We start from the raw sequence: 12,823 nt of genomic DNA, 5'->3' as shown, positions 1-12,823 counted from the left end.
ATCTTTATGCAGTAATATCTGTTATCGGCACAGGAGCAGTTTTCACCTGTATGGTCCCATTTTTCACCCTTACCTGATATTGCGTTAAGCTTTTGGGCGGCGGGCCGGCAGCTACCGTTCCATCTTTATAATACACCCCGCCATGGCAGGGGCACATAAATAATTCTGCATCCTGCTCCCATCTTACAGGGCATCCCAGATGGGTACAATTAGCAGAAAAAGCAATAAAAGTATCTCCCTGATCCCTCCTCAGCCAGGCTGCTGTATAAGCCGTGGGGCCCGACCAACTTTTGGCATCCGCATTTTGAAATTTCACCAGTTTAGCGTCGCCCACTTTATAATCTGCTGCTTTCCCCACATTGCGCCAGGCGTATTGATGCTGCCTGAGTAGTGGTTCAAATAGAGCACCCAGCACAGGAATAGAAGCCGCTACGGCAGCCAGGCTACCCAGGCCAATGCTCAGCTTCATCAAAAAATCCCTTCTTCCTTTACTGATTTCTGTTTCCTCTGGTTTCATCTCTTAAATTATTAATCCATCCGCTTAAACCCACAATAATAATCAGGAGCCCGGTTACCGAAAGTATCCATCCGGCTACCATTCCCCATAACAGAAAGGCAAAACCCAGAGCCGTAAAAAATGGCCAGTAGGAAGGTTTTGGCAGCTCTGCCGGCTTGGCTTTTGTTTTCCATCCAATCCTTGAAAAATTATCTTTCTCTATCATACCCGTTCATCCTTAACTAACATTTTATAAACCATCACCATCGCCCCACTCAAGTAGATAAAACAGCAGGGCACCCACATCATTAATCCTGCTAACTGCTGATCCTTGGCCCTGCTGATTCCCCAGGAGGTTTTAATCAACTCAGCAAACCCAAACTCATCCGTCATAAAATAATGTTTGTACAAAGTTGGCGGCGCAAAAGTGAGCAGTAAACCCAATATAGAACAGCCAATACATGCCGTAAACAAATAAACTATCCCCAACAAAGGGTTAACCTGCAATTCTCTCACCGGACTAAGTATAGGCCAGCTGAAACATATTCCGGCCAGCAATAAACTTCCTGAGTGCAGAAAGGCTATCCAATGGAAACTAAACACTGTATGATCGGCAGGGAACACAGATTCGAAAACAGCAGGAATATGCCAGAACCACATCACGCCAATGGCGGAAAGCCATCCCATCCACGGCCAGTAATTAAAAAACCTCGAAACCTGCCAGATCAACCGGTGATCTGAACTACGCGGCAGGCCTATCAGCATTAGCGGGCCGCAGATCAGCAGCAATACAATATGTACAATCATATAAGCACTTAACAGATAATGCATACCTAAAAAATGCAATGGCGACAGCTCCATCAAAAGCATCAGGGATAATCCGCCAAAATATAATCCTGCACCTTTTTGCAGTTTAAATCCCGACAAGTATCCATAACCCCAGCTAAAAAGAAGGAACAGGATTACGGTACCCAAATCAAAATGCCAATAGGTGAATAGCGGTTCCATCCTCTCCTTATTTTAAAACCGGTAAAACATAAACCAATAAAAACACCAGCATCCATACAATATCTACAAAGTGCCAGTAAATACCCGCTGTACTGATCACTGTTGAACCAGGATCATCAAAATCACCCAGTAAAATAAGAATCAGGATAACGGTAAGCAGAATTAACCCCATAAACACATGCAGGCTATGAAAGCCGGTGAGCGTAAAGAAGTTGGTTCCAAACATATCTTTACTAATAGAAAAATTTTCATGCAGCAAACGCCAGTATTCCTGCCCCTGACCAAAAAGAAATACCATTCCCAGCAGGATGGTTAAGCCCATCCATAATTTAAGCCGCTGTATATTTCCTTGTCTAAAGTTTACTTCCGCCCGCCAAAAAGTAAAACTACTCAGGAAGAGTAAAACGGAGAACAATCCTGTCGTTTTGATATCCAGCAGGCGAAGGGATGCACTGTTAAAACCAGGCGTCACCGAGAAATACACATAAGTGATCATCAACGCTATAAAAAATATAGCTTCCGTTCCAATCACCATTTTCATCATCAGTTTATTTTCCATCAGTTATCGTTTTTTTCAAAGGAACCACCACGATCACTTTTTGAAGGGAGTATATTGGTGTTGATTCCATCAGTATGGTTTTGAAGTTGTGAAGACTGTTTTAAATCGCGTAATGGCCTTAAAGAATATACCGGTGGCAGCCGATCAAAGTTTTTCAATGCCGGAGGCGAAGAAGTGATCCACTCCAAAGTGTAAGCATCCCATGGATCATTAGGTGCTTTCTCTCCCGTTTTTACACTTTTACGAAGGATATAAAGCAAGAACAACACGGAAAAACCCATCAGGAATGCACCTATGGTTGATGTTAAATTTAAAAGGCTATAACCCGAAATATCAGGATAGGTATACACCCTTCTTGGCATCCCTTTAATTCCTAAAATATGGTGGACAAAAAAAGTAAGGTTAAAACCGATAGTAAACAGCCAGAAGAACCATTTGCCCAGTTTCTCACTGATCATATGTCCGCTCATCTTTGGGAACCAGTAAAAAAGTCCCGCTAAGATGCCAAACAGGCTGCCGCCTACAAATACATAATGCAGATGGGCCACCACAAAATAGCTGTCGGTTAACTGCCAGTCTACCGGCACTACCGCAAAAGCAACACCACTTAAACCGCCTATGGTAAATTCCACTAAGAAAGCTATGGCAAACAGCATTGACGTGGTAAAGCGGAGTGAGCCTCCCCACATGGTTCCAATCCAGTTAAAAATCTTGATACCCGTAGGAACGCCGATCAGCATACTGCTGGCAGCAAAAAAATTATAGACCGTATTCCCTAGTCCGGTTACAAACATGTGATGCACCCACACCCCAAAGGCCAGCAGCGCGATGGCTATCCCAGAGCCCACTACAAAACCATAACCGAAAATTGGCTTGCGCGAATACACCTGGAACACTTCAGAAAGCATTCCAAAAGGAGGCAGGATCAGGATATAAACTTCCGGATGGCCGAAACTCCAGAACAGGTGCTGCCACACGATCGGTGATCCGCCACCCATCAGGTTAAAAAAGTGAGATTGCAGCTGACGATCAAGCAGCAGCATACTTAGAGCTGCATTTAGCGGTGGAAATGCACCTACCACCAAACAAGAATTGATCAGTACCATCCACACAAACACAGGCATTTTTCCTAGAGTCATACCTTCCACCCTGAAATAAATGATGGTCACCACCAGGTTGATGGAAGTTCCTACAGTTCCTGCACCTACCAATAACAAACCAGCACAGTAATAATCTATTCCCGGCCCCGGTGAGTATTGCCGCTGATTGAGCGGGGCATAATTAAACCAGCCTGCATCTGGTGCGCCGCCGGCAAGAAAACTAAAATACAACAGCAGGCCACCAAAAAAAGTAATCCATAAACCAAAGGCATTCATCCGGGGAAAAGCAAGATCATTTGCCCCGATCATGAGTGGTATAATATAGACGGAAAAACCCAGAATGGCCGGGGTGAGTACCAGAAAGATCATGGTGGTACCGTGCATGGTAAACAGCTGATTGTACATTTCAGGACTTAAAAATGTACTTCCGGGAAGGGCCAGCTGGATCCGCATCAATAAAGCCGCTGCCCCGCCAAGCAACAGGAAGAGCACCGCAAGAAAAAGATATAGAATACCGATCTGCTTGTGATCTACAGAAGAGATCCACTGCAGCAGTCCCTGGCTATTGCTTACGTTCAGGCCGGGAAGTTCTTCTTCAGGTTCGGGTATGTAGGTTCCTTCCATTATTTTAAATTAGAGAGATAAGCTACCAGTGCATTAACCGTATCTTTTTTAAAGATAAACCTGGGCATGCGTACACCAGGTTTTACCCCCTCTGGATTATTGATAAATCTTTTTATATGTTCCTTTGTGTTGGTCATCATACCCGCAAGCAAGGTAGTACGACTGGCCAGATGGGTGAGATCAGGCCCGGATTTCCCCTGTGCTGGTGTACCCCGGATACTATGGCAATCCGCACAACTTTTTTTATTAAAAATAACCGCTCCTGCCAGTGCTAAAGTATCTGCCGGAGGCAGTGCGGCCTTCGATTTGTTCAGCAGCCATTGCTGATAATCTGCAGGGCTGTCTGCAATAACTTTAATCCGCATCCAGGCATGTTGTTTTCCGCAGAACTCACTGCATGCCCCTTCATATACACCCGGTTTTCCAATAGTGACCCACAGGTAGTTTTTCACACCGGGAATCATATCCATCTTAGGCCCGAAAGAAGGAATCCACCAATCATGGATCACATCCTGCGACTCCAGTTGCAGCAAAACTTTCTTGCCTGCAGGAAGATGGATCTCATTGGCAGTAACAACCGTTGTTCCGGGATAAACAGCCTGCCACCACCACTGTCTTCCCGTAATGACTACTGTAGGCACCTGCCCCTGAACCGTTGGCTCTGTTTCATTCATCACCTTTACCGTCTGATAGAAAAAGAAGGAAACCATTAAAAATGGAATGCCGATCATGAAAGCCTCCACCGTCCTGTTGTTATAAATCTGCTTAGGTTCCGCATCACCAGCTTTCGCCCTGAATTTGATAGTTACATAGATCAGAAGGCCAACTACCACAATCATAATAAAAGAGCAGGCAATGATCAGGTAATTGTTTAAAGGAGAAAGTTTCCATGCCTCAGCAGACTGAGGATTAAAAATAGAAATAACATGGGAACCTTGGGACATGTGTTGTTAACAGCCCTTTTTAGGGATTGTTTTGCCATTAACATATTTGCCTGTAACAAATCAGAATCATTCAGACCGCACAACGAAATGATAGTTTCCTAACGATTGAAATACGAATGCTTTACTAAATCTTCATGGGCTTACCGTTCACATCACGAATTACCATCAGCCCATGTAAGCTTCATCACCAAAAAAAACCAAATGTGCGCTAAACAAAAAGGCCCCCGATTTGACCGGAGACCTTTTTAATGGAATATAATTATTTTTTTTAATCAGCAACGAGCGCCTGATCGGTTATCACCTGTTCATCTTTGATCGGTTTACGGTGCCAGTAAGAAGCAAGGATCGATCCGGTGACATTCATCAGCGGCCCAAAAACTGCCGGCGCAAGTCCCACAGTAGCCATCTTCCCCATTGCCTTTGCCAATCCGGAAGCAAGACCTCCGTTTTGCATGCCCACTTCAATAGCCATGGTTCGGCAATCGCGTTCCTGCATTTTAAATAACCTGCCCGACCAATATCCAAAGGTATAACCCAGCAGGTTATGTACCAGTACCAGCAGGATCAGCTTTACGCCAATATCCAGCAGACTGTCCCTTCCCGCAGCAGTAATGATCACAATGATAAAAGCAATGCCGCACATCGACACCAATGGCATAACCGTATCCAGCCATTTGGCTTTTCCGTGTAACAATTTATTCACCAGCAATCCTGCTGCAATAGGAATAATTACCATTTTAGTGATATCCAGCATCATACTGCCTACATTGATCTGTATAAACGCACCCGCCAGTGTTTTCATTAACAAAGGGGTAAGCAAAGGCGCCAGCATCGTAGAAACAGCGGTGATAGTAATGGATAAAGCCAGGTTAGCTTTTGCCAGGTAAGAAATTACATTGGATGCCATTCCATTTGGAGAACAACCAATCAGGATAATTCCCGCTGCAATTTCAGGTTTAAAGCCGCTGATGCTTGCCAGGGTAAAGCCCAGCAATGGCATAATCAAAAAATGGCTGAAAACACCGATGAATACACCTTTAGGCATTTTAACTACACCAGCAAAATCGCGGATACTCATGGAAGTTCCCATGCCAAACATGATCACCTGAATGAGCGGCGTGATCAGTACCGCAAACTTAAATCCGTTAAATTCAACAAAATGAGTTGGATAATACAAGGCTGTGGTTACTGCAGCAAAAATCACGGTAGTATAAGCGAAGCCTTTTAAAGTATCAAAGCCTCTGAATCCCAGGGCCAGCAGGATGAAAAAAGCAATCAACACCGGTCCTGCAGAAGCAAGACCGGATGTTAAAGCAATGATTAAAGTTGCTGCCAGACATAAGGCAGCTAAACCCATAGCTATCTTGTAAAGATTAATTTTGTTCACAGTATATTTGGTTTTATTATATTTTTATACGGCTTTTTTCAGCTCTTCTTTGATCCGGTTAGCTACCAGGTCAACTTCTTCAGGACGCAACAATACAATCCCTACGTTTAACCCTTTATTATTTCCATTGACTACAATACTTGGCGTTCCATCTTTCAGTGCTTTTATCACCTGCGGAGGGCTTACTTTAACTTTAGTTTCATCCCAGGTCACAGAAATTCCCGGAAATGCGTTTGCCGGTCCTTTACTAATGGTAGTTACAGCCTTAACAGAAGCTACTGTTTCAAATATTTTAGACATATGCGCGGCACGGTCCAGCCAATCCTGCCATTCTTTTTTATGATCCCTTTCCAGGTAAGCTTTTAATGCGGCATACATACCAAACATCTCCTCTTTATTCACCTTCATCGGTCTGCCGATTGGCGCCTCATTAGGACTATGGTTTAACTTAGCTGCCTCGATCAGGTCTTTACGTCCAAATAACAATCCCGCACTTTGAGGGCCCCTGATCATTTTTCCACCAGAAAAAGTAACCAGATCAAAGCCTAATTTTTGGAACTTAAACAGGTTTTCTACCGGCGGCACATCTGCTGCTGCGTCTATGAAAGAAGGAACATTATGTTTTTTAGCAATCGCTATAAAATCTTCATGACTTATCGGATCAGAACTAACATCACCGGCATTGTAAAATAAAGCCATCACTGTATTAGAGTTAAAGGCCGCGTCCATTTCTGCTTTACCTGTAACCTCAATCAGTTTAGCTCCTGTAGTGGTGATTGCCTGGTCAAATAGGTAACGGTGGGATTTCTGTATGATCACTTCTTTACGCTCACCAGGAAGATTAGGAATCGTTTTGATCTTTTCTTTATCTGTACCGGTTATACAAGCTGCAGTTCCAAGCAATAAAGCACAAGCCGCACCCGAAGTAACCATAGCCGCTTCAACATGCAGCATCTCAGCGATCTTTGCGCCTACTTTATCCTGCAGTTCATACATATTTGCAAAGTGATGACTGGTAGAGTTAATGGCATCCATTACTTCTGGCAGCATCAAAGAACCTGATAAAAACGTCATTGTTGCTGCTGCATTAATAACGGGGGTTACACCCAGCTCCTTAAAAAAATCACGTTTCGGCTCCGTTGGCTCCAAAGATTTTGATTTTGCCGCTGGTTTATCTGCTGCAAATACAGACAATCCGCTGCCGATTAATCCCCCTGCAAGGGGCAGAGCTGCTAAACCTTTTACAAGTTCTCTTCTTTTCATGTTATAAATAAATAATAAATGGACAATACATAACTCTGACTAACCTGCCAGCGGCAATTTCACTCAACAAAGAATCAAATTAATTCATTTTTCGGTCAATTCACCATAAAGACACATAATTAGGTCGATCAGACTAACTAAATCTAATAAAAATCTAAATAAATTTAAAATCACGGAAAATAACCGCACTAACAATCAGCATTAACAGCAGAAAATTTATAAAACCAAAGCCGCAACAGGAATTACCATAATGAAAACGAGATTTAAACGTAAGAATACCCCTGTTTAGTAGTATTAGCGTCTACGCTTTGAAAATCACCTTCTAATAAAACGGAATTTACAACCAAACTTCTGAACTGTAAGTTACCAAAAATACCGGCAAACGCAGTATCTGTAGCGTCTGCGCCTGAGGCAATCTTAACCAGACCGTTAATCGGTGCCAGCTTTGTAGCATCTACAACCACCCAGTGCCCGCCCAGATAAGCTTCAAAACAAGCATGAAAATCTGGTGGGTTAAGCAAATAAGCATAACAGGTAAAATACCGTGCAGGAATAGTTAATGCCCGGCATAAAGCGATACCCAGATGTGCAAAATCGCGGCATACCCCTACCTGCTCAGTAATTGTATCGTAAGCTGAAGTTTGAGGCGTGGTATATCCGCCATATTGTACATTGGTGTAGATCCAATCGCGGATGGCCATCACTTTCTGATAAGCATGTTCAATATTACCAAATTTATTAAAGGCGAAACGGTATAGGCGGTCCGACTGGCAGTATCTGCTTGGGTTCAGATAAAACAGTGCTTCCGCAGGCATCAAACTGATAGGCACGTCTTCAAGTTGTTCTGCAGGGATCACCTTCACCTCGTTTTCTACCGTAGCTTTATAAGTCAGCGTTACTACCCCTGTATTTGGAAACTCAATGATCTTAAACCTTTTCTCCCGGGATATGGCATTCAGCTCCTTCATCTTCAATTCCGGATGGGAAAACAGCGTTTCGCTGATCACTATTTGCTTATCGGATTTAAAAGGCTGTAAATTTAAAATCAGTGTTGAAGGCGATAGCGCTTCATAAACTACAGTGGCAGAAACTTCAAATTTCATAATTCTTCATCATTAGGTGTTTTAATTTGACTAAAAGCAGCTTCCATCCATTCATTAGGAATATGATTCAACGCTGCTTTTAACTCTTCGGCCCACTGTTCCGAAATACTCTCCAGGTCTTTTTTAGTATACCTGTGTTCTACCATATCAAAACTATTATTGCGGTATAGGGCCACATCTATAGGGAAATCCACATCATTGGCACTTGCACGGGTAGAGTCAAAAGAAAGAAAACCGCTTTTTAAGGCCAGGTGCATACTCGAATCGTTGGTCAGCGTCCTGTTTAAGATCGCCTTTCCATGCCCAGAATTACCAATGATCACAAAGGGAGCACCCTGACCTAACTCTACCCAGTTTCCTTCAGGATACAATAAAAACAGCTTGTGCTCATCATCATCCTTCAGCTGCCCGCCGATAATCGTATTCAGGTTAAACTTAAAACCTGCTTTCTCCAGTGACTCCCTATCTTCCCTCGCTACCCGCTTTACCTGTTCGCCGAAATCATTCACAGCTTTGTACAATTTATTGTGTTCTATACCTTCATCTATCCGCTCCTTGAAATATAAGACTGCTTTATCCCTAACCGACCTCAATCCGCTGGTCATGATAAACAAAGAGTATTTATCCTTTTGCTCTATATATATTTTCTTTTTCTCCGTGGTCTCTGTGCCTGAAGTAATTCTTGTATCGGCTATCGCAACTAATCCTTCTTTAACTTTTATCCCTAAACAATATGTCATTCTAACGGTTTTACTAAAAAAATCGAACCAAATATATTGATCAATCTATATAAAAATTTTATTTTAATTACATTATTCATCATTTATAATTTAACAATTATTAATCCACCTCAAATCGATAAAAAACCTTTGTATTTTATTCAAAAACCATATTTATTTAGATTGCATTTCACTATATTTCAATGAATTTTTACTTTATCTGGCTACAATGACTAAAAACAAACACACAGAATCATATAACTTGCCAAATAACACCTGGGATGAGATGTTTGATCAGTCAAAACAGGTCAGGATTGAGTATAAAAAGGTGATGGACCACCTGGACCTGGAATCAACAGAAGAATTAAACAAAAAGGAGGAACTTTCCAAAGTTCTTTTTATGAGCCAGGGGATCACATTTACTGTTTATAACAGCGGAGAAGGCATTGAAAAGATATTCCCTTTTGATATTATCCCCAGGATTATTAATGCCGCCGAATGGGAATTTATTGAAAAAGGAATTAAACAAAGGGTAACGGCACTCAACCTCTTTTTAAAAGACGTTTATAGCGACCAGTTCATTATCAAGGATGGCATAGTCCCCATCGACATTATTTATTCCTGCCCGCATTTTCTTCGTGAAATGGTCAATGTTAAAGTGCCCCACGATATCTATATCCATATTGCAGGAATAGACCTGATCAGGGACAATGATGGGACCTATTATATCCTTGAAGATAATGTACGCACCCCATCGGGCGTAAGTTATATGCTCGAAAACAGGGAAATCACCAAACGTTTGTTTCCCGATCTTTTGCCGCAGTGCAGGGTGAGGAGCGTAACGGAATATCCCAATATATTGTATAATAATTTGAGGGCCTTATCGCCAAGACAGGTGGCCGACCCTACAATTGTGCTGCTAAGTCCAGGCAGTTTTAACTCCGCCTATTTCGAACATACTACCCTGGCCCGCCTCATGGGCATTGAACTGGTAGAAGGTCCCGATCTGATCGTTGAAGACCATAAAGTATTTATGAAAACAACCGCCGGATTACAACAGGTAGATGTTATTTACCGCAGGGTAGATGACGAGTATCTCGATCCGCTGGTATTTAACCCTAATAGTCTGCTGGGAGTAGCCGGTTTAATGAATGCTTACCGGAAAGGAAATGTAACGATCGTAAACGCAGTAGGTAATGGCGTAGCCGATGATAAAGCAGTTTATGTCTATGTGCCAGACATGATCAAATACTACTTAAACGAAGAGCCCATATTGAAAAACGTACCTACCTACCAGTTAAAAAACAAAGACGAAAGAGAATATGTATTCGCCAACATCACCAATATGGTGGTGAAACAAACCAATGGCAGCGGAGGTTACGGAATGCTGATGGGACATGCCGCTACACCGGAAGAAATTGAGGAGTATAAATTAGAGATCATTAAAGATCCGCGGCAGTTTATCGCCCAACCCACCATCAGTCTTTCCTCGGCACCTTGTTATATGCAGGGCGTTTTGCAGCCCCGAAGGGTTGATTTCAGGCCATTTGCACTATGTGGCCCTAATGGGATTACTATTGTGCCTGGTGGATTAACCCGCGTAGCCCTCAAAGAAGGTTCATTAGTAGTAAATAGCTCACAGGGTGGTGGCAGTAAAGATACATGGGTACTTTCTTAAATTAAATGATAGAATAATATGTTAAGCAGAGTAGCTGAAAGTTTATATTGGATAAGCCGTTATATTGAAAGAACGGACGGTATGCTGCGCATGCTTAAAATAAATTACGCTTCCTCACAGGATGCCGTAGCAGAGTTTTCATGGAGCCCGGTAATCCGTATCTATTGCGGATCAGACAATGAACACCTGGAAAAAATTGAATACAACAGCCGTACAGTGCTGCAGTATATGGTAACGGACAAAAACAATCCGCATTCTATAATTAATATGATCACCCAGGTGCGGGAGAATGCCAGAAGCGTACAGGATCACATTACCAAAGATGTATGGCAGTGCCTGAACGAGTACTACCATACCATCAAAGATCCAAAATTGAACAACATGCTAAAAAAGGACGACCCGATTTCAGTATTGGATATCCTGATCAAACAGGGGATGCTTTTTTATGGCACTACCGAAATTACGATGGCCCGCAATGAGGGAACCAGCTTTATGCGTTTGGGGAAATACCTGGAACGCGGTATCCAGTCGGTAAACATCCTGGATGTTAAATTCGGATCGGTAGATCATAATCCTGATCTGCTCACCAATACCAGTTACTGGAAACATCTGCTGCTGTCTATCGGAGGGTATGAATTATATCTCCGCACATACCGACAGGGCTTTGAAGCCGAAAATGTATTGGCCCAGGTAGTACTGAACAACCAGTTCCCCAGGTCTGTAATCTATTCGCTAAACCAGCTGATCAAGTACTTTGACCTGTTAAAAAGCGGAGGACATATTAACGCGGGCAACCTGTCCTTTTTAATCGGACGCCTGCAGAGTAAGGTAAAATACAGTTCTATAAAAGGTTTGAAACAGGGCGACCTCCATCTCTATCTTGCTGAGATCAAATCAGAGCTGTTTGGCATTGGGAATGCCTTTAACCATAACTGTTTTTCTTTGTCCTAATTTTCATTGTCATGCCTGAATTTAACATCAAACATATCACCAGATACACTTATGAAGCCTTAGTAAAGGACAGTGTAAACCATATTATTTTATATCCCAAGGAGGATGAATACCAGAAAGTACTTAAACACGACCTCAAGATTTCCGGACACCCCAGAGTAGATACTTTTATTGATTATTACGGTAATAAAGTAGGTTTTTTCACTTATAGCGAGCGCCACAGGGAACTCGAGATCTATTCTGAACTGACGGTATCCACTACACCAAAAGCACTACCCATAGACACGATTTTTAGTGAACTGGAATGGACAGATTTACAGAACCTGCGCTTTCATGTTCCTTACATAGATTATTTAAAGTGGGAAGCCTTTAATAGTTTACCTGAACTGCAAGGCATCATGGACGGTTTGCTGAAAAAGGAATCTACCCCCTACCAAACAGCACTGAATTACTGCAACTATGTTTATGAACAGTTTAATTATATCCAGGGAGTAACCACGGTACAAACTAAATTAGATGAAATATGGCAGCTAAAAGCGGGCGTATGCCAGGATTTTGCGCATATTTTATCACAAATGCTGCGCATGGCAAACATTCCCGCGAAATATGTAAGTGGTTACATCTGCCCAAATAAAAACGGCATGAGAGGTGAAGGAGCTACACATGCCTGGGTTGAAGCCTACATTCCTTCTTATGGATGGCTGGGCCTCGACCCTACCAATAACTGTATCGCAAATGAAACTTATGTAAGGCTTGCCTTTGGCAGAAGTTTTAATGATTGCTCCCCGGTAAAAGGTGTATACAAAGGCCCTTCCAGTCATAAACTAACTGTGCAGGTTATTGTAAGTTACGATAATGGCGTTACCGAACAGCTTGACCCGATTGTGGAAATTGAACCTGAACAACCGGCCGCACCAATTGTACAGGGCAATAGTTACCGCCGTAACCTGGAACTGATGCAGCAAATCCAGCAACAACAGCAACAATAAAA

General features: G+C 42.6%; 13 protein-coding genes. 3 read left to right on the top strand and 10 right to left on the bottom strand.

Features of this window, described 5'->3' with window-relative positions:
• Window positions 1-4: 4 nt before the first annotated feature.
• From GSQ84_RS00850 to GSQ84_RS00805, 10 genes are all read right to left on the bottom strand, one after another.
• A complete protein-coding gene (locus GSQ84_RS00850) occupies window positions 5-517 on the bottom strand; it encodes a ubiquinol-cytochrome c reductase iron-sulfur subunit (protein WP_158795352.1) in 513 nt (170 codons plus the stop codon).
• Window positions 489-722 (bottom strand): cytochrome c oxidase subunit 4, encoded by a 234-nt coding sequence (locus GSQ84_RS00845; RefSeq protein WP_158795351.1) that lies wholly within the window; start codon window positions 720-722, stop codon window positions 489-491. Before GSQ84_RS00845 ends, GSQ84_RS00850 begins: the two co-directional genes overlap by 29 nt.
• On the bottom strand, window positions 719-1,504 hold the full coding sequence (locus GSQ84_RS00840; RefSeq protein ID WP_158795350.1) for a cytochrome c oxidase assembly protein: 786 nt from the start codon (window positions 1,502-1,504) through the stop codon (window positions 719-721). The genes GSQ84_RS00845 and GSQ84_RS00840 overlap by 4 nt, the downstream gene beginning before the upstream one ends.
• Window positions 1,505-1,511: 7 nt before the next feature.
• Window positions 1,512-2,063, bottom strand: a complete 552-nt coding sequence (locus tag GSQ84_RS00835) for a heme-copper oxidase subunit III (protein WP_158795349.1) — start codon at window positions 2,061-2,063, stop codon at window positions 1,512-1,514.
• Window positions 2,063-3,787 (bottom strand): cytochrome c oxidase subunit I, encoded by a 1,725-nt coding sequence (gene ctaD, locus GSQ84_RS00830; RefSeq protein ID WP_158795348.1) that lies wholly within the window; start codon window positions 3,785-3,787, stop codon window positions 2,063-2,065. Before ctaD ends, GSQ84_RS00835 begins: the two co-directional genes overlap by 1 nt.
• The gene (coxB, locus tag GSQ84_RS00825) at window positions 3,787-4,731 is read right to left on the bottom strand and encodes a cytochrome c oxidase subunit II (RefSeq protein ID WP_158795347.1); all 945 of its coding nucleotides are present in this window, start codon (window positions 4,729-4,731) and stop codon (window positions 3,787-3,789) included. Before coxB ends, ctaD begins: the two co-directional genes overlap by 1 nt.
• Window positions 4,732-4,999: 268 nt before the next feature.
• Window positions 5,000-6,118 (bottom strand): bile acid:sodium symporter family protein, encoded by a 1,119-nt coding sequence (locus GSQ84_RS00820; RefSeq protein WP_254070754.1) that lies wholly within the window; start codon window positions 6,116-6,118, stop codon window positions 5,000-5,002.
• A gap of 24 nt (window positions 6,119-6,142) precedes the next feature.
• The gene (locus GSQ84_RS00815) at window positions 6,143-7,381 is read right to left on the bottom strand and encodes an aminotransferase class V-fold PLP-dependent enzyme (RefSeq protein WP_158795346.1); all 1,239 of its coding nucleotides are present in this window, start codon (window positions 7,379-7,381) and stop codon (window positions 6,143-6,145) included.
• Between the two features lie 263 nt (window positions 7,382-7,644).
• The gene (locus tag GSQ84_RS00810) at window positions 7,645-8,484 is read right to left on the bottom strand and encodes a transglutaminase family protein (RefSeq protein ID WP_158795345.1); all 840 of its coding nucleotides are present in this window, start codon (window positions 8,482-8,484) and stop codon (window positions 7,645-7,647) included.
• A complete protein-coding gene (locus GSQ84_RS00805; protein WP_158795344.1) occupies window positions 8,481-9,224 on the bottom strand; it encodes a peptidase in 744 nt (247 codons plus the stop codon). Before GSQ84_RS00805 ends, GSQ84_RS00810 begins: the two co-directional genes overlap by 4 nt.
• Window positions 9,225-9,432: 208 nt before the next feature.
• Here GSQ84_RS00805 and GSQ84_RS00800 point away from each other — a divergent pair, with 208 nt between their 5' ends.
• From GSQ84_RS00800 to GSQ84_RS00790, 3 genes are read left to right on the top strand one after another with little or no spacing between them, the layout of a single operon-like run.
• Window positions 9,433-10,881, top strand: coding sequence for a circularly permuted type 2 ATP-grasp protein (locus GSQ84_RS00800; protein WP_158795343.1), 1,449 nt, complete (start codon window positions 9,433-9,435; stop codon window positions 10,879-10,881).
• Between the two features lie 18 nt (window positions 10,882-10,899).
• Window positions 10,900-11,832 (top strand): alpha-E domain-containing protein, encoded by a 933-nt coding sequence (locus GSQ84_RS00795; protein WP_158795342.1) that lies wholly within the window; start codon window positions 10,900-10,902, stop codon window positions 11,830-11,832.
• 11 nt (window positions 11,833-11,843) lie between these two features.
• The gene (locus GSQ84_RS00790) at window positions 11,844-12,821 is read left to right on the top strand and encodes a transglutaminase family protein (protein ID WP_158795341.1); all 978 of its coding nucleotides are present in this window, start codon (window positions 11,844-11,846) and stop codon (window positions 12,819-12,821) included.
• Window positions 12,822-12,823: the final 2 nt, after the last annotated feature.

The organism is Pedobacter sp. L105 (genome assembly GCF_009765875.1).
Lineage (GTDB): Bacteria > Bacteroidota > Bacteroidia > Sphingobacteriales > Sphingobacteriaceae > Pedobacter.
The sequence above is the reverse complement of the archived record's forward strand: the minus strand, read 5'-3'. Positions and strand labels throughout refer to the sequence as shown.